This is a genomic window from Enterobacter sp. UPMP2052, from assembly GCF_053709675.1.
The window spans coordinates 86245-103782 of sequence record NZ_JBSKJR010000009.1; the positions used below are offsets into that span (position 1 = coordinate 86245).

General features: G+C 55.3%; 20 protein-coding genes. 3 read left to right on the top strand and 17 right to left on the bottom strand.

Annotation, left to right across the window (positions count from 1 at the left end; genetic code table 11):
• Positions 1–51: 51 nt before the first annotated feature.
• From emrB to ACWKX3_RS19215, 12 genes are all read right to left on the bottom strand, one after another.
• Positions 52–1599: a multidrug efflux MFS transporter permease subunit EmrB gene (gene emrB / locus ACWKX3_RS19160; RefSeq protein ID WP_006178151.1), complete on the bottom strand. Its 1548-nt coding sequence runs from the start codon at positions 1597–1599 to the stop codon at positions 52–54.
• 16 nt (positions 1600–1615) lie between these two features.
• A complete protein-coding gene (gene emrA, locus ACWKX3_RS19165; RefSeq protein WP_006178150.1) occupies positions 1616–2788 on the bottom strand; it encodes a multidrug efflux MFS transporter periplasmic adaptor subunit EmrA in 1173 nt (390 codons plus the stop codon).
• A gap of 128 nt (positions 2789–2916) precedes the next feature.
• Positions 2917–3447: a transcriptional repressor MprA gene (gene mprA, locus ACWKX3_RS19170; protein WP_006178149.1), complete on the bottom strand. Its 531-nt coding sequence runs from the start codon at positions 3445–3447 to the stop codon at positions 2917–2919.
• A 312-nt stretch (positions 3448–3759) separates the two neighbouring features.
• Positions 3760–4944, bottom strand: a complete 1185-nt coding sequence (locus tag ACWKX3_RS19175; protein ID WP_404600169.1) for an MFS transporter — start codon at positions 4942–4944, stop codon at positions 3760–3762.
• 161 nt (positions 4945–5105) lie between these two features.
• Positions 5106–6101, bottom strand: coding sequence for a glycine betaine/L-proline ABC transporter substrate-binding protein ProX (gene proX / locus ACWKX3_RS19180; protein ID WP_006178146.1), 996 nt, complete (start codon positions 6099–6101; stop codon positions 5106–5108).
• Between the two features lie 9 nt (positions 6102–6110).
• On the bottom strand, positions 6111–7181 hold the full coding sequence (gene proW, locus ACWKX3_RS19185; protein ID WP_058608494.1) for a glycine betaine/L-proline ABC transporter permease ProW: 1071 nt from the start codon (positions 7179–7181) through the stop codon (positions 6111–6113).
• The gene (proV, locus tag ACWKX3_RS19190) at positions 7174–8376 is read right to left on the bottom strand and encodes a glycine betaine/L-proline ABC transporter ATP-binding protein ProV (protein ID WP_006178144.1); all 1203 of its coding nucleotides are present in this window, start codon (positions 8374–8376) and stop codon (positions 7174–7176) included. The genes proW and proV overlap by 8 nt, the downstream gene beginning before the upstream one ends.
• A 378-nt stretch (positions 8377–8754) precedes the next feature.
• The gene (nrdF, locus tag ACWKX3_RS19195; protein ID WP_101737087.1) at positions 8755–9714 is read right to left on the bottom strand and encodes a class 1b ribonucleoside-diphosphate reductase subunit beta; all 960 of its coding nucleotides are present in this window, start codon (positions 9712–9714) and stop codon (positions 8755–8757) included.
• A 9-nt stretch (positions 9715–9723) separates the two neighbouring features.
• On the bottom strand, positions 9724–11868 hold the full coding sequence (gene nrdE, locus ACWKX3_RS19200; RefSeq protein WP_404600168.1) for a class 1b ribonucleoside-diphosphate reductase subunit alpha: 2145 nt from the start codon (positions 11866–11868) through the stop codon (positions 9724–9726).
• Positions 11841–12251 (bottom strand): class Ib ribonucleoside-diphosphate reductase assembly flavoprotein NrdI, encoded by a 411-nt coding sequence (gene nrdI / locus ACWKX3_RS19205; RefSeq protein WP_058608491.1) that lies wholly within the window; start codon positions 12249–12251, stop codon positions 11841–11843. Before nrdI ends, nrdE begins: the two co-directional genes overlap by 28 nt.
• Positions 12248–12487 (bottom strand): glutaredoxin-like protein NrdH, encoded by a 240-nt coding sequence (nrdH, locus tag ACWKX3_RS19210; protein ID WP_042321774.1) that lies wholly within the window; start codon positions 12485–12487, stop codon positions 12248–12250. Before nrdH ends, nrdI begins: the two co-directional genes overlap by 4 nt.
• A gap of 245 nt (positions 12488–12732) precedes the next feature.
• Positions 12733–13059, bottom strand: a complete 327-nt coding sequence (locus ACWKX3_RS19215) for a DUF883 domain-containing protein (RefSeq protein ID WP_006178139.1) — start codon at positions 13057–13059, stop codon at positions 12733–12735.
• A gap of 160 nt (positions 13060–13219) precedes the next feature.
• Here ACWKX3_RS19215 and ACWKX3_RS19220 point away from each other — a divergent pair, with 160 nt between their 5' ends.
• Positions 13220–13564, top strand: a complete 345-nt coding sequence (locus ACWKX3_RS19220) for a DUF2002 family protein (protein WP_006178138.1) — start codon at positions 13220–13222, stop codon at positions 13562–13564.
• A gap of 38 nt (positions 13565–13602) precedes the next feature.
• Here ACWKX3_RS19220 and alaE read toward each other — a convergent pair whose 3' ends face one another.
• Positions 13603–14046, bottom strand: a complete 444-nt coding sequence (gene alaE, locus ACWKX3_RS19225; protein ID WP_042321769.1) for an L-alanine exporter AlaE — start codon at positions 14044–14046, stop codon at positions 13603–13605.
• A gap of 458 nt (positions 14047–14504) precedes the next feature.
• On the opposite strand from alaE, the gene stpA reads away from it, so the two are divergent.
• On the top strand, positions 14505–14909 hold the full coding sequence (stpA, locus tag ACWKX3_RS19230) for a DNA-binding protein StpA (protein WP_042322279.1): 405 nt from the start codon (positions 14505–14507) through the stop codon (positions 14907–14909).
• Between the two features lie 38 nt (positions 14910–14947).
• Here stpA and ACWKX3_RS19235 read toward each other — a convergent pair whose 3' ends face one another.
• The 3 genes from ACWKX3_RS19235 to ACWKX3_RS19245 form a co-directional block, all read right to left on the bottom strand.
• A complete protein-coding gene (locus ACWKX3_RS19235; RefSeq protein WP_058608490.1) occupies positions 14948–15127 on the bottom strand; it encodes a hypothetical protein in 180 nt (59 codons plus the stop codon).
• Positions 15128–15206: 79 nt separating this feature from the next.
• On the bottom strand, positions 15207–15728 hold the full coding sequence (locus ACWKX3_RS19240; protein ID WP_058608489.1) for a rhodanese family protein: 522 nt from the start codon (positions 15726–15728) through the stop codon (positions 15207–15209).
• Between the two features lie 9 nt (positions 15729–15737).
• Positions 15738–16037 (bottom strand): ArsR/SmtB family transcription factor, encoded by a 300-nt coding sequence (locus ACWKX3_RS19245; RefSeq protein WP_006178133.1) that lies wholly within the window; start codon positions 16035–16037, stop codon positions 15738–15740.
• Between the two features lie 179 nt (positions 16038–16216).
• On the opposite strand from ACWKX3_RS19245, the gene ACWKX3_RS19250 reads away from it, so the two are divergent.
• A complete protein-coding gene (locus ACWKX3_RS19250) occupies positions 16217–16375 on the top strand; it encodes a YqaE/Pmp3 family membrane protein (protein ID WP_006178132.1) in 159 nt (52 codons plus the stop codon).
• Here ACWKX3_RS19250 and ACWKX3_RS19255 read toward each other — a convergent pair.
• Complete coding sequence (locus tag ACWKX3_RS19255) at positions 16372–17301, bottom strand: LysR substrate-binding domain-containing protein (RefSeq protein WP_137849814.1); 930 nt, start codon at positions 17299–17301, stop codon at positions 16372–16374. The genes ACWKX3_RS19250 and ACWKX3_RS19255 overlap by 4 nt on opposite strands.
• Between the last annotated feature and the right edge of the window lie 237 nt (positions 17302–17538).

Sequence of the window (17538 nt, forward strand, 5' to 3'; positions counted from 1 at the left end):
TAACATAGGCCGGATAAGGCGTAGCCGCCGCCCGGCATCCTGCACAAAAGGTTAGTGCGCGCCGCCGCCGCCGCTACCGGCACCAAACGGTGGTCTGGCAAACCACACCAGCCCCAGCAGCACGAGGAAAATCCCTGCTGAGATCCAGAAAATCTCGTTGGCGGAGATAATCAGCCCCTGGTTGGTGATCTGCTGGGCGATCCAGCCGGACGCCTGCTGCTCCGTCATGCCCATACCCTGCAGCTGGCTGTACATCTGCTGGGCATTCGGGTTAAACGGATTCACCGCTTCCGTCAGCTGGGCATGGTGCATTGATTCACGGTTGGTCCAGAGCGTGGTGGTGATCGATGTCCCGATGGAGCCTGCCAGCGTTCGGGTAAAGTTCGACAGGCTCGACGCCGCCGCCATACGCTCAGGCGGCAAGCCGGAAAGCGTGATGGTGGTGAGCGGCATAAAGAAGCACGCCACGGCGAAGCCCTGAATAAACTGCGGCCACGCGGAGGCGCCAAAGTCCATGCCCGGTTCGAAGGTATAGGCGCGCCAGTAGAAGCACACGGCATACATAATGAAGCTGAACGTCACCAGCCTGCGCATATCGAGCTTGTGGGCGAAGCGGCCAATAATCGGCGACAGCAGCACTGGGATCAGCCCAACCGGCGCAGAGGCCAGCCCTGCCCAGGTTGCGGTGTAGCCGTATACCTCCTGCAAAAGCTGCGGCAGCAACACAATTGCGCCGAAGTAGAGCATATAGGCCAGGCTGATACACAGGCAGCCGATGGTGAAGTTTCGCGACTTAAAGAGCGAGAGATCGACAATTGGGTTATCGTCCGTCAGCTCCCAGACAATCAGGAAGCTCAGCGAGATCACCGCGACAACCGTCAGAACGATAATCTCTTTCGAGTTAAACCAGTCCAGCTCTTTACCCTGATCGAGCATCACCTGCAGGCTACCAATCCCCAGCACCAGCAGCGCCAGGCCAACGGCATCAATTCGCCGCTGCTCGGTTCGGGTTTCGCGACCGCGCAGCGTTTGCAGGGTCAACATCACCACGACCGCGCCAATCGGCACGTTGATGAAGAAGATCCAGCCCCAGTGATAGTTATCGCTGATATAGCCGCCCAGAATAGGACCGCAAATCGGGGCGACAATCACCGTCATTGACCACAGCGCCAGCGCGATAGAGCGTTTGGCGGGTGGATAGTTGTTGAGCAGCAGACTCTGCGACAGCGGAATCAAGGGCCCGGCAACGATCCCCTGGATCACGCGGAAGAAGATCAGCATGGTCAGGCTGGATGACACGCCGCACGCCCACGAGGCGAGTACAAAGGCGATAGTCGACCATAGGAACAGTTTCACCTCACCGACGCGCTTCGCCAGCCAGCCGGTGATAGGGATAGAGATGGCGTTCGCCACCCCGAACGAGGTAATGACCCAGGTTCCCTGGCTCAGCGACGAGCCAAGGTTACCGGCAATCGTTGGGATCGCCACGTTTGCGATGGTGGAGTCCAGCACCTGCATGAATGTCGCCAGCGAAAGCGCAATGGTCATAATGACCAGTTGCGCCCCTTCCAGCGGTTTTTGCGGCTTTTGCTGTTGCATAGCGCTCACCTTCGGCTTAACCGGCGTTTGCCTTCACGATGTCATCGATCAGCTTGTTGACCGGATCGAGGTTAATTTCACGGGCGTTACTTTCGTACGCCGGGCTGCTACGCACCTGGCTTGCCAGGATCTGTCCGTCGCGGTTGGCGGTATCGACCGTCACCAGCGTGGAAAGGCCAATACGCAGCGGATGATCCGCCAGCTGTTTGGCATCCAGTTCGATACGCACGGGCAGACGCTGAACCACTTTGATCCAGTTACCGGTGGCGTTCTGCGCAGGCAGCAGGCTAAATGCGCTGCCGGTACCCATATCGAGACCCACCACTTTACCGGTGTATTTCACGTCATCACCGTAGATGTCGCTGACAACGGTTGCGGTCTGGCCGATACGCATGTGGGCAAGCTGCGTCTCTTTGAAGTTGGCATCCACCCACAGGTTGTTTGCCGGAACCACCGCCATCAGCGGGGTCGTTGTGCCGATCTGCGCGCCAGGCTGAACCGAGCGGCGAGAGACGTAGCCGGTCATTGGGCTGACGATTTTGGTACGCTGCAGGGCAAGCCATGCGTTACGCACTTCGGTCGCCGCCTGTTTTACCGCAGGCTGGTTTTCCAGACTGGTGCCCAGCACCATCGCCTGGTTGGCGTTGTATTGCTGAATGGCGACATCCAACTGGGCCTGCGCGCTGGCCACGGCGTCACGCGCGTGCTGCAGCTCTTCACGGCCAATCAGGTTGGCGGTGCCGAGCGGAACGCGACGGTTCAGGTCGCTCTGGGCCTGCGCCAGTGCGGTTTTCTGCACATCGATGCTGGCCTGCAGCTGTTTACTGTTGATCATCAGCTGGCGGGTTTGACGCACGCTGGAGGCCAGCTGCGTCTGCGCTTTTTCAAACGCCTGTTGGGCGTCGGTCGGGTCGAGCGTGACCAGCACATCGCCTTTTTGCACAAAGTCGGTATTGTCAGCCCAGACTTTCGTCACGCTGCCCGACACCTGCGCCATAATTTGTACCTGGTTCCCTGCCACGTAGGCATCGTCCGTCTCTTCGACGTGACGCAATACCAAAAACCAATAAATCCCATATGCCACGGCAATAATAATAAAGAGCAAGGTCAACAGAAGAAGGGCGCCCTTACGTTTACCTTTCTTGTTGGCCGGTTGCTGCGGGTTGGTGGTCTCCGCATTTGCGCTCATTGTTGTTCTCCACAATCTTCTTATTTTCACATCGGCTGAGCCGACCTGTTGTCAGAAAGGCCAGCAGTATTACGTGCTGGCCTGTCGATTTTCTTTTTAAACTCTGGATGTTCGAGCGTGTTGTCGCGTTAGCGCAGCGCCTCAAGAACGGCGCCATCTTCATCCATCTGGTCCAGACGGGTAAGAAGTTTGCGCGTGATTTGCTCAAGCTGCTCGCGCTCGGCGGTGCTGAGGGCAGACCAAAGCTGGTGCAGGCAGTTGTGCTGAGGTGGCAGCACCTCACGCAGGAATTGGTGACCTTTATCGGTCAGTTGCAGATGCAGGCAACGACGATCGTTGTCGCTTTCACGGCGCTCAATCCAGCCGCGTTTTTCCAGCTCATCGGCAATACGGGTAGCATTGGTGCGGGACGAGCCCAGCGCGCAGCTCAGCTCAGACGGCTGAATACTGTGGTTTTCCTGAGACTCCAGCGTAATCAACGCCATAAATAACGTCTCGTTAATCCCTTGAGCTTTCAGCATCTTATTACGGTTATCCAGCAGCTTACCCTGCATGTGCATGCACAGGCGGGTCAACAGGATCTCCTGATACGGGAAGTCCTCATGACGACTGGCGCGGAATTTAAGCATTTGTTCAATGGGCGTAAACGAACTATCCATTTGGGCATAACCTCATTAATTACAGCCGATATAGTAACGATAGTGACAAATAATGTAAATGAATTATTTGTGCGGTTATATCCGCAGCATGAATGTCACCATCATAAAGCGCCGGGTAGGTCCGTGACCCGGTGAGCACAGAAAGGGCGGGGAATTTCCCAGGGAAGGAGGATGTGAGGACGGGGGTCTGAACTATTCATGCCGGTTGTAAATATGTCACCCACATTAAAATTTCTGGGATAAATGATTACGTTTACATTAACAGAGAGCAGGGCCCCTTTACACCCTAAGAGGCCCAAAGCAATGTAAAACTTAATGAATCGCGTCCTGCCGATGATAGCCGCGCCACCAGACCAGCAGGTTCAGCGTGGCGACAATGGCCCCGATGGCGCAGACACCCGTCCAGCCGGCATGCTGCCAGGCAGAGGCCGAAATCAACGACCCGGCTGCACCGCCGATAAAGTAGCTGGTCATGTAGCCCGCGGTCAGGCGGTTACGCGCTTCAGGCTTCACCCGGTAAATGACGGTCTGGTTAGTGATGTGCACGCCCTGCACGGTGAGGTCGAGCACCAGAATACCGACGATCAGCGCCAGCACGGAAACATGTCCATACCAGATAGCGGCCCACGAGAGCAGCAACAGCACTAGCCCGGCGCTGGTGGTCATGTGCGACTTGCCCTTATCGGCCAGCCCACCGGCCGGACGCGCGCCCAGGGCACCTGCCGCCCCTGCGAGGCCAAACAGGCCAATCACACCTTCGGAATAGTTAAACGGCGGCGCAGCGAGCAGGAACGCCATCGATGTCCACAGAATGCTAAAGTTGGCAAAAGTGAAACAGCCCAGAATAGCGCGGGTACGCAGCAGTTTATCCTGAGTGAACAGGCTAAAAACGGAGGCCAGAAGCTGGGGATAGTTCAGGTGGTTTTCCTGCGTCACCTTTGGCAGACCACGCCACAGCGCCAGGGCCATGATTACCATCAGCACGCTCGCCACCCAGTACACGGTACGCCATCCGCCGAGACTCGCCAGCAGCCCCGCAACGGTTCGCGCCAGCAAAATCCCCAGCAGCAGGCCGCTCATGATGGTCCCGACCACTTTGCCACGCTTTTCCGGTGCGGCAAGCGTAGCGGCGAGCGGGACCAGAATTTGCGCCACCACCGAGAACAGCCCCGTCAACGCGGTGCCGAGGATCATCATCCCCAGCGACTGGCTGCTTGCGGTAATCAGCATGCCGCCTGCGGCCAGCAGCGTCATGGAGACAATCAGCATGCGACGCTCAAACATATCACCGAGCGGGACGAGGAACAGCAGCCCTGCGGCATAGCCGAGCTGCGCGGCCGTCACAATAAAACCCGCCGAGCTGGCAGAGAGGTCAAACGCGCGGGCGATGGTGTCGAGCAGAGGCTGTGCGTAATAGTTGCTGGCGACGGCAAGGCCCGTTGCCACAGACATTAAAAGGATAAGCGCCGGGCTAAGCCCTTGAGTTGATTTGGTCATCAGGTTTGCGGATCGTCAGTTGAGTGATTATTTTTCCGGAAACCATCATACCGAATGATTGAGAATGTTGGGGAGTTGTTACGTGGTGGATTGTGCGGTTTAGGTCTCCCTTACCCTGACCCTCTCCCGGAGGGAGAGGGCAGGAGTGAAGGGACAAAGCATTACTTCTGCGCGGCCAGCGCCTCTTTCACCCAACCATCAAACTGCTGCTGGTGGGCTTTGATCCAGCCGTCGACATGGCCTTTCACGTCCGCTTCAGACGATTTGCCGTCATGCATCATGGCGTTCTGGGCGTTGATGTCCGCCAGCGGCAGTTTCATTACCGAGAACAGCTTCGCCGCCGCCGGGTTTTTCTCAGCCCAGGCTTTGTTGGCAACGATGTGCATGGTATTGACCGGGAAGCCGTAGTTCATGCCGTTCGGCAGCTTAGTGTCGATATCTTTCTGCTCGCCCGGCAGAGAAGAGAACGGCACCTGCAGCCACACCACGTCTTTACCCGGCTTCAGCACGTCGCTCACCCAGTATGGGGTCCAGGTGTAATAGATAACCGGCTTACCCTCTTTGAAGCGGGCAATGGTATCGGCCATCATCGCCGAGTAGTTGCCGTGGCTTACGTCGACGGTTTTCTCCAGATCGAAGGCTTTGTTCTGGTGGTTAATGACCGCCTCGCAGCCCCAGCCCGGTGAGCAGCCCATCATATCGGCCTTGCCGTCACCGTTGGTGTCGAACAGTTTGGCGATCTTCGGATCTTTCAGCTGTTCAATATTGGTGATGTGATACTGCTCGGCGGTTTTCTTGTCGATCAGATAACCCTGCGCCGCGCCGGTCACGAAGGTGCCTTCACGATAAAACTTCTTGTCCCCGCCCGCAGCAGCATACATGTCGTCGTGCAGTGGCTGCCAGTTAACGGCGGTGAACGTCGCATCGCCGGAGGCAATGGAGGTATAGCCCACGTTGTAATCCACTTCGCTCGGCGTGTTCACCGTGTAGCCCAGTTTTTCCAGCGCGCGGCTGACGATCAACGTCTGGAAACTCTCTTCCGAAATGGTGCTCTGCACCGGCTGTACGGTGATGCCTTTGCCCGGCAGGTCTGCCGCAAACGTGCTGGTGGAGACAAGGGTGGCAAACGCTGTGGCAAAAAGTACCTTATGTCGCATCGTTGTTCCTTATTTTGATTTCGTGAAAGGGCGGGTGATTAACCCGACAGGGCCGGTGGTATACCAGCGACGGTTGCCGCGACTGCGTGAATCACGACCGACGGCCTGGGTCAGGCGGTCAAGAATAATGGCGAGGATCACAATGCCCACGCCGCCTACGGTAGCCAGCCCCATATCGAGCCGGCCAATGCCGCGCAGCACCATCTGGCCCAGACCGCCCACGGCGATCATCGAGGCGATAACCACCATCGACAGCGCCAGCATCAGCGTCTGGTTAACGCCTGCCATGATGGTTGGCATGGCCAGCGGAAGCTGAACCTTAAACAGCATCTGACGCGGGCTTGCACCGAACGAGCGTGACGCCTCAATGAGATCGGCTGGCACCTGGTTAATCCCCAGAATGGTCAGACGAATAATCGGCGGCAGGGCGAAGATAATGGTCACCACCACGCCCGGCACGTTACCAATACCGAACAGCATGACGATAGGTACCAGGTAGACGAACGCAGGCGTGGTCTGCATGGCGTCCAGCAGCGGGCGAATGATCTTCGCCGCCCGCGGGCTTCGCGCCAGCCAGATCCCCATCGGCAGGCCGATCACCACGCAGAAGAGCAGGGCGGTTAAGACCAGCGCCAGGGTGATCATCGCCTGCGACCATGCACCAATCGCCCCGATGGCAATCAGCGAGATCAGCGTGGCGACCCCCATCCCCGCGCTGCCAAACTGCCAGGCGATCAGGGAGAACAGAATAATCGCTACCGGCGCGGGCATACCCAGCAACATCTGCTGGAAACCGTTCAGGATGTAATCCACCGGGACGCGGATCCCCTGGAATACCGGGCGGAAGTGCGTCACCACCCAGTCGATCCCTTCGGTTACCCAGCGGTCGAGCGGGATCAGCGTTTTGTGGAACGGATCCATAATATTGAAGTGTTCAGGCGCCGGTGCAGGTGCGCTGTTGAGCCAGTCCGCCGTGCCGCCATCGGTTGGCGCAGGCGTGGATGACCCCCACGCGTCGGCAGATTGTGCAGCGCTGTCCGCTGCTTCAGTGGTGCCCCACGGGTTAGATTGATCAGCCATTGTTTGTCCCCTCGCGATCTAAAGCCTGCAGCAACATGCGTTTTGAGATGATGCCGACGTACTGTTGTTCTTCACCGACGACCGGAACGGCACAGGGTGCCTGGCCAACGTGTGAGAGCAGCTCGCTAAGCGGCGTTTCGGCGTCCACGGCAAGCGGGGCGTCGATCACGGCCGCATCAATGCTCTGATTTTCAGCCAGAGCGGTTTTCAGGGAGTCGATGGAGACCACGCCAACAAATTTGTTACCGCGTTCAACCAGATAACCGTATTCACGGTCTTCATCCTGCAGCAGTTTGAGCGCGGAGCGTGGGCCGAAGCCTGGCGTTTTGCGAATGATGCCGTTCGGCGTGCGGCGCGCAATATCTTTGGCGCTAAACACCTGGCTAATATCCACACCGCGGAAGAAGGTTCGCACATAATCATTCGCCGGATTATTGAGTATTTCATCCGGTGTACCGACCTGCACGACTTCACCGTTTTGCATAATGGCAATGCGATCGCCAATACGCATGGCTTCATCAAGATCGTGAGAAATAAATACCACGGTTCGTTGATGTTTAGCCTGTAATTTTACCAGCTCATCCTGCATTTCAGTACGAATTAGCGGATCGAGCGCGGAGAAGGCTTCATCCATTAATAAAATATCGGGATTAATGGCTAATGCGCGGGCTAATCCTACGCGCTGACGCATCCCACCAGAAAGTTCATCTGGATAAGCGTGGGCATAATTTTCAAGGCCCACCTGACGTAATGCATCCAGCGCTTTTTCCTGACGTTCAGCGGCGCCTGCGCCTGCTAATTCCATGCCAAAGGCGGTATTATCTAATACCGTCATGTGTGGCATCAGCGCAAATGACTGAAAGACCATTGCAATCTTCTTTCTGCGCACCTCGCGAAGCTCAGCATCTGATATTCTGGCGATATCCACGCCATCAATCAGCACCTGTCCACGGGTGGGTTCAATCAGGCGATTGAGAAGGCGAACCATAGTGGATTTACCCGAACCGGATAATCCCATGATGACAAAAATCTCGCCTTCTTCAATGGCCAGACTGGCGTCTTTAACGCCAAGCGATAGCCCGGTTTTTTCCAGAATTTGTTCTTTCGAGAGGCCTTTCTCAATATATTTGAATGCGCGCTGCGGATGCTCGCCAAATATTTTATAAAGATTTTTCACTTCTAATTTAATTGCCATGCAATATAGAGTGTCCTGTTATTTGTTTATGTCGATATCATTACCATGGTAAATAGTTAACTGGCATTACCCTAACATACTCAGAATCTGAGACAACCCTGGGTTTGCTTATGGCACGAATTTTGCCACAGGCGAAACGGCTGAATTTCCCATGATAGAAGGGCTGAGGGCAGTTTCAATTTTTCTCAATTTTTTGTTTCTGCATCGGGAAATTTCGCCTGTATCGAAGAGATTCAGGCGAATATGACGTGGAAATTACAGTGTAGTAGCCAGGGAAATATAAGGGAGAAAATCATGGGATTTATCATAAATTAATGAACGTTAATTATCCCCTCACGCTGCCCTGAGGGGAGAGGGCAGCGTGAGGGGAATAATGATTTAAAAATCCCAATCCTCATCTTCAGTTTCAACCGCTTTGCCCATTACGTAAGACGATCCGGAGCCGGAGAAGAAATCGTGGTTTTCATCAGCATTGGGTGAAAGCGCCGCCAGAATGGCCGGGTTTACGTCCGCCATGTCCGGTGGAAACAGCGCCTCGTAGCCGAGGTTCATCAGCGCCTTATTGGCGTTGTAGCAGAGAAACGCTTTGACCTCGTCCTCCCAGCCGGAGCCGGCGTACAGCGCCTCGGTATAGCTCAGCTCGTTGTCATAGAGATCCATCAGCAGATCCAGCGCAAAGCCTTTCAGCTCCTCGCGCCGGGCTTCGCTGACGCTCTCCAGCCCTTTCTGATATTTATAGCCAATGTAATATCCGTGTACGGCTTCATCGCGAATGATCAGACGAATCAAATCGGCGGTGTTGGTCAGCTTGCCGCGGCTCGACCAGTACATCGGCAGCCAGAATCCGGAATAGAACAGGAACGATTCCAGAAATACGCTGGCGATTTTCTTCTTCAGCGGATCGTCGGCCTGATAATACTCCAGCACCAGGTTCGCCTTGCGCTGCAATGATTCGCACTCCTCACTCCAGTCGTACGCGGCGTCCACATCTTTGGTCTGACACAGGGTTGAGAAAATCGAGCTGTAGGAGCGGGCGTGAACCGCCTCCATAAAGCTGATGTTCGACATCACCGCCTCTTCATGCGGCGTCAGCGCGTCACTCATCAGCGCGGGCGCACCCACGGTATTCTGAATGGTGTCGAGCAGCGTCAGCCCGGTAAAGACGCGGATGGTCAGCTGCTGCTCGGCGTGGCTAAGCGTTTGCCAGGCCGGAATATCGTTAGATAACGGCACTTTCTCTGGCAACCAGAAGTTGCTGGTCAGGCGGTTCCACACCTCCAGGTCTTTATCGTCCTGGATCTTGTTCCAGTTAACGGCACTCACGCGTGACAGTTTCATCCTTTCTCCTTACAGCGCGCAGGACACGCAGCCTTCGATTTCGGTGCCTTCCAGCGCAAGCTGGCGCAGGCGAATGTAGTAGAGCGTCTTGATGCCTTTCTTCCAGGCATAGATCTGCGCCCGGTTGATATCGCGCGTGGTGGCGGTATCCGGGAAGAAAAGCGTCAGCGACAGACCCTGATCCACATGTTTTGTCGCCTCGGCGTAGGTATCGATGATCTTCTCCGGGCCGATCTCATACGCGTCCTGATACAGGGCCAGGTTCTCGTTGGTCATAAACGGGGCCGGGTAATAGACGCGGCCGGTTTTGCCTTCCTTGCGGATCTCAATTTTCGACACAATCGGGTGGATGCTCGACGTGGCGTGGTTGATGTAGGAGATCGACCCCGTGGGCGGCACCGCCTGCAGGTTTTGGTTATAGATGCCGTGTTGCATCACCTCATCGCGCAGTTGCTGCCACATCGCGCGCGTGGGCAGCGTGACCCCGGCGCGGGCAAACAACTGGCGCACCTTTTCGGTTTTCGGCTGCCAGTCATTTTCCAGATACTGATTAAAATACTCGCCGCTGGCGTAGCGCGACTGCTCAAAGCCCGCGAACCGCTGGCCGCGCTCGCGCGCCAGCATCATTGAAGTGTGCAGCGCGTGCCAGGTGATGGTGTAGAAATAGATATTGGTGAAATCCAGCCCTTCGGGGCTGCCGTAGGCTATTCCTTCGCGCGCCAGATAACCATGCAGGTTCATCTGCCCAAGGCCGATGGCGTGCGACGCGGCGTTGCCCGCTTCAATCGAGGGCACGCTGCGAATATGGCTCATGTCCGACACCGCCGTAAGCCCGCGTACGGCGGTCTCCACGGTGCGGCCAAAATCGGGGGAGTCCATGGTGTGCGCAATATTCAGCGACCCGAGGTTGCAGGAGATATCCTTGCCCACGTCGGCGTAATCAAGGTTTTCGTCATAGGTCGACGCCGCGTTGACCTGCAAAATTTCCGAGCACAGGTTGCTCATGTTGATGCGCCCGGCAATCGGATTGGCGCGGTTTACCGTGTCCTCGTACATGATGTACGGATAGCCGGACTCAAACTGGATCTCGGCGAGCGTCTGGAAGAAATCGCGGGCGTTTATGTACTTTTTGCGGATGCGATCGTCGGCCACGAGTTCATCGTAACGTTCGCTTATCGCCACGTCGCCAAAGGCTTTACCGTAAAGACGTTCGATATCGTAGGGTGAGAACAGCGCCATATCGGCATTCTCTTTCGCCAGTTGGAAGGTGATATCCGGGATCACCACGCCAAGTGACAGGGTTTTAATGCGAATTTTTTCATCGGCGTTTTCGCGTTTGGTATCCAGAAAACGCAGGATATCCGGGTGGTGCGCATGCAGATACACCGCCCCGGCTCCCTGACGCGCACCCAGCTGGTTAGCGTAGGAGAACGCATCCTCGAGCATTTTCATCACCGGAATAACGCCGGAGGACTGGTTTTCGATGCGCTTAATCGGCGCACCCGCTTCGCGCAGGTTGGAGAGCAGAAACGCCACGCCGCCGCCGCGTTTAGAGAGCTGTAAAGCCGAGTTCACCGCCCGGCCAATCGACTCCATATTGTCTTCGATGCGCAGCAGGAAGCAGGAGACCAGTTCGCCGCGCTGCGCTTTCCCGGCGTTGAGAAAGGTTGGGGTGGCTGGCTGGAAACGGCCCGAGAGGATCTCATCGGTGAGTTGCACGGCCAGCGCCTCATCCCCCTGCGCCAGGGTGAGTGCCACCATCACCACCCGATCCTCAAAGGTTTCGAGATAGCGTTTACCGTCGAAGGTTTTCAGGGTGTAGCTGGTGTAATACTTCCACGCCCCGAGAAAGGTCTGGAAGCGAAAACCCCTGGCGTGCGCATGCTCGAACAGCTTAACGATGGCGTCACGCCCGTAGCGGGCGAGCACGCGCTCTTCGTAGTAGCCCTCTTTGACAAGATAATCGAGACGCTGTTGGATGCTCTCAAAAGCCACGGTGTTCGGGCGAACGTGGGTGGCAAAAAAGGCGTCCACCGCATCATGGTCTTTGCCAAACTGTATGTGCCCCTCACGATCGTAGAGGTTAAGCATCGCGTTTAATGCGTGGTAATCCGGTGTCGCCTGGACTACGGGTTCTGCGGTTGTCGTTGCCAAAATTCGTTCACTCCTTTACGCACGTTTTCTACGTCCTGCTGTGTCCCCATCAGTTCAAAGCGATAGAGATACGGCACGCCGCATTTTTGAGAGATGACATCCCCGGCGCGTCCAAACGCATCGCCGAAATTACGGTTACCCGCCGCGATCACGCCGCGGATAAGCTGTCGGTTTTGAGGATCGTTAAGAAAGCGGATCACCTGCCGGGGCACGGCCCCCGCTGTTCCGCCGCCGCCATAGCTGGGCACCACCAGGATGTAGGGTTCAGTCACCTGAATCCGCTCCCGCTCGTTGAGCGGAATGCGGATCGCAGGCAACCCGACGCGCGCCATAAAGCGGAGCGTGTTTTCCGAGCTGCTGGAGAAGAAGACCAGCCCACTCATGCACGGGCGGCCTGGGCGGCAAGGCGGTTGATCATATCCGGGCGAAAGCCAGACCAGCTGGTTTCCCCGGCGATCACCACCGGCAACTGCCGGAAACCCTGCGCACGCAGAGAGTCTGCGGCGTCCGGGACCGTGTCGATATTCACCATCTCAAACGCAACGCCGCGGCTTTCCATGGCGCGTTTGGTGGCGTGGCACTGAACACAATTGTTACGAGTGTAAATAATAATGCTCATGATTCGTATTTCCATTTAGAATGAGAAAGCGGCGCGATGTATCGCGTCAGGTTGTGTGTATCTTGCTAAAGGGAATACTAGATGTAGTTGTGATAAGTTTCAACCATACAAGATATGGGAAATTTAGATTGATATCGCCACGATGATGAGCATAGCGGGGCAGGGTGTGCTGTACGGGTTTTTCAGCGCAGCAGGCAAAGAAAAGCCCCGGCGCCTGAGGCAACCGGGGCAGCGTTCACCGCGAATTACTTACGCAGGCTGAGCAATGCGCCGACAAAAATACCGACGGCGGCGACGGTTCCCAGCGCGCACATCGGTTTCTCACGCACGAAGGTGCTGGCGCAGCTCATCGCGTCGCAGGCGGCCTGTGAAGTGCGTGAACGGCCGTTCATCCGGGCACGGGTTTCACGCAGCAGAGACTGAGCCTTACGTTTCGCGGCATCTGCTTCGTCCTTCGCATCAGAACCCCAGGATTTCAGCACTTCCTCCAGCGTGTCCGCTAATTGGCTGACATCGTTACGAATATCCTGAGCGTCGTCGTTAATTTCGTTTCGGTTCGGTCTGTTAAACATACGATCCTCCTTAATTTTGCATTCCCGTTTAGTTTAGCTCATGAATTTAATATCTGAAGTCAGTCACGGCGTATTGCGCAGTTTATGGAATATTCTGAGGGCGCTGCTATTGCTCAATACGGTAAGGTTGCCGTGCAGGAAAAGATAACGAGGAATATATATGTATTTACGACCTGATGAGGTGGCGCGCGTTCTTGAAAAGGCGGGATTTACCATGGATGCGGTGACGACTAAAGCCTATGGATATCGCCGCGGTGAGAATTATGTTTACGTCAACCGTGAAGCGAGAATGGGGCGTACGGCTCTCATTATTCACCCGACACTGAAAGACAGAAGTCAGACATTTGCTGAGCCTGCCTCGGATATTAAAACCTGCGATCAGTATCAGCAATTTCCGCTCTATTTAGGCGGAGAAAGGCATGAGCATTATGGTATACCGCATGGTTTCAGTTCACGCATGGCGCTGGAACGGTTCCTGCAGGGACTGTTTGGCGACGCGCAGTAAACGTGCGACTGGCCTGCGCCAGTCGCTTACCTTCCTGCTCAGGCCTGGCTGTAGCGGCTGACCTTAAACAGGCGACGGCAGTAGTCGAGAAAATAACCGTACACCGCACCCATCAGCATCGACACCACGATATTCGAGCTGACCGCCGCGGCGATTTGCTGCCAGCTTGCTCCTACCGTCAATAAAATCACCACATATACCGGCGACTGGAAGGTCACATACGCCAGCACATCCGCCAGATTTTTTGCCCATCCACCCGGGCTAACGCGGCGGGCAAAGCGCATCACGGCGTCACGGTAAAACCCGTAAGGCCAGGCAATCAGGATATTGACCGGGATAGCCACCAGGCGCGAGGAGAGCGACTGCTCAAACGTCATGCCAGAGAGAACGATTTCAATCACCATGTTCACAACGGAACAGTAGACAACCATCGCGAACGTATCCGCTACCGCGTGGCGCAGGCGAGATTGCGGTGAGAACATGTCTGAACTCCTTGAAATGGACAAAATGACGGCATTGAGCAGCTTAAGCCAGTGCATTAGATTGGTTTGTTTATCGAGCATAGAATAAGTCTCTGGCTATAAACTAACAACTAGTGATAAATTTTTATTTGCAGGCGTTTTGTCCACAAAATTCTCTAAAATTGGTTATTTCTTACGCGCTGCGTTATTTTCTCTCTCTTACCCGCATTTATTACTGCAAATCAATGTGTTGAGCTAACAGTGTGCCGAAACCTGCCTTTCATCCGGGGAAGCATTGATTGATGGGATGATTAATACGCCGGAACGCTATCCATGTGCTGAGGGGATATATGAATAATATGTTTTCAAAATATTTACAATAATGTCAAAAAGGGTCCATGGGTGGATATTGCGATAAAAATGAATTATTCTTGCAGCTTAATTTTCAATTTACCCCTCTGAAAAGGTTTTTAATTTATATGTCTTTGACGTTACAGAATCTTAATAATATCCGTACGCTTCGTGCGCTGGCGCGTGAATTATCCCTGGAAGTTCTGGAAGACGTGCTGGAAAAAGTCAGGATCGTGACTGAGGAAAAACGCACCGAGCAGGCGGAATTGGAACGGCAGCGCGCTGAACAGCAGGAGAAAATTAATGCGCTGCTGGAGCTGATGAAAGCCGACGGTATTTCCCCGAGCGATTTGCTCGGCAATGACCTGATCAATGCGGGCCAGCCGGCGAAAAAACGTAAAACGCGCGAACCAAAATATCGCTTTACCGACGCCAACGGTGAGGTGAAAACGTGGACCGGCCAGGGCCGCACGCCGAAGCCTATTGCGACTGCACTGGCAAACGGTAAGAGCCTGGATGATTTCCTGATCTAATCCGTGAATCGGGCGGCAGAGTCCGCCCGGTTATTGACTTAGCAGACGCCGAAGTCACCTTCTTCGGTATACAGCACAACGTCCGCCGCTTTCAGGGTATATTTCTCGCCCTGCTCATCGCTGGCCTGTACGGCCACAATGCTTTCACCCTTCACGTCGAGCACTTTTAATTTAGGACCGCCCTGACGCGGTTGGACATAATCGCCGACAGAAAACATAGCACCTCCTCATCATTGTAATGATCTTCACCATAGCCCACGTCCCGGACGGGGTACAGTCTAATCTGTCTGTTACTGCTTATGAGGTACGGCGGTTCCACGGCATCACTTTCAGCAATCGCGCCATGCCGCAAAAACCGGTTACGCCAGCGAACAGCAGTCCGGCCCCCACAAATCCGCTCAGTAGGAAAAAGAGGCTGGAGACGCCGTAACCCAGCAACACGCCGCAAAGGATCAGCAGCCCGGCGGCGATCTGCACCTGACGCATCAGCGGAAGCGGCTGGGTTTTGTCTTCAATGGTCGGCAGCCCGGCCTGTTTCCAGCCCTGAATTCCCCCCTCAACCACGAATGCCTGCGCAGGCGACGCCGCCAGGGCAAGACGTGCGGCATTGTTTGAGGTTCGCATCCCGGACTGACAGTGAAAAATGACCGTTTCACCGGGAGCCGGGTGTAGCTCGCCGGGTAAGGAATCCAGCGGTATGGCGCGCGCGGCCGGAATATGCTCGCGGGCATACTCGTCGGCATCGCGAATATCGACAAGTTTTGCGCCCTTATCAATCAGGGCGCGTGCCTGCTGCGGTGAAATAACAGGAAGTGACATGGCAGCTCCTCACGGACAGTAAAGGGATTTTAGGGTGCTGATAAGCTTATGCACCGCATCGTTTTTGATGGAGTAAAGAATGCGTTGCGCTTCCCGGGTGCTGTCGATAAGCCCCTCTTCACGCATACGCGCCAGATGCTGAGAGGTGGCCGAGGGGCTTAGCCCGGTGGCGCGCGCCAGATCGCCCGCGCGGGTTCCGGGGGCGTCGCACAGCGTACACAGGATCAGCAGCCGATGCGGATTGCTCATGGCTTTTAACAGCGTGGCGGCCTGCTCAGCGCTGGCCTGAAGTTGTTCGAGTTCAGTCATGGTTATTTAGCATTACCTTAATTAAGATAATGCTAAACTAATGGTATGGATTAAACCAGTGTCAAAAGCGTAAAAGAGGGTAAAAGGGTGCAAAAGTGATGGCGAGGGCAGGTAAACTGGCTACGCTTAGAGGGAATACTCTTTTTTAGATTCAACTGTTTAGCTTGCATGGAGATTTTATGGGTTTTTGGCGCATCGTCTTTACAATCATTCTTCCGCCACTGGGTGTTTTACTGGGTAAAGGCTTCGGATGGGCATTTATCCTGAATATCGTCCTGACGCTGCTGGGCTATATTCCTGGCCTGATCCACGCGTTCTGGGTGCAGACCAAAAGCTAGGCGCGCCAGAGTAAATCGCGATAAATTCCGGTCAGTACCCCCTCAGGGCCAAACTGTTGTTTAACCCAGCGGGTCACCTGACCGGTAGCCGCATGCTGTGTGGCAAGCAGCATGCGCGAATCCTGACGCGGGTTATTAATGCGCCGCGTCACCAGCAGCCCCTCTTCCACGGCCTCCCGCGCCATATACTCCGGTAAAAATCCAATCCCTTCCCCCAGGATCTGACACTGGCATTTGGTGTTGAAGTCCGGCACCAGAATCGCCTCCTGACCGTGCAGCAGCCAGCCCACCTTTTTGTTGATGGTGTGGGCCGTGTCTTCGACCATGATATTGGGGTACAGGCGCAGCTGGCTTTCGGCAATTGGCTCCGGGGTAAATGCCAGCGGGTGTTCGGGCGAGATCGCAAAGACCCAGCGAATCGCGCCGATCTCGGTGTAATCAATGCCGCCGCCGTCGAGCAGGGTGTCCGGCGCGCCGATGGCGATATTAGCCTGATTATTGATGATGGAATCCCACACCCCGTTGTAGACCTCGGTTGTCACCGTGATCTGGCAGGTCGGAAACTGTTTTTTCAGCACCTGCAGCAGCCGGGCGGTGTGGCGGGGCGTATACAAAAGCTGATTAATGCAGATCCTGACCCGCGTTTCGATGCCCTGCGAAATGGTGTCGATCCCGCGCTTGATGGCGTGAAAGTCGTTCAGCAGGTCGGTCGCCTTGCGATAAAAGTAAAACCCGGACTCGGTCAGCTCAATGTTGCGGGTGTTACGCACGAACAGCACCACGTCCAGCCCGGTCTCCATGCGCTTGATGGTGTAGCTGATGGCTGAGGTTGTCACGCCCAGCTCTTCCGCCGCCTTGCTGAAGCTGCTGTAACGCGCCGCCATGGTGAAGGCCAGCAGGTTTTCTTCGGTAAAGATGGAATTCATATCACTGCTCCCGTCCACCATTAGTTTTGAACATATTTTAACAACGCAGTTACACCGCATTTGAAGCGGATCACAATTTTGACGTGTAGCTACGTGCCGCGTGGCGCAAGGCTTTTTTAGCCATAAGCATAATGTCGCGCCGGGCGTAAAAACGCGGCGAAACATAAGAAAAAGAGTGCACACCCGCACATTTTGGCTGAACTGTTGAATTTAACTCAATAATGAATTGCCTGTCGA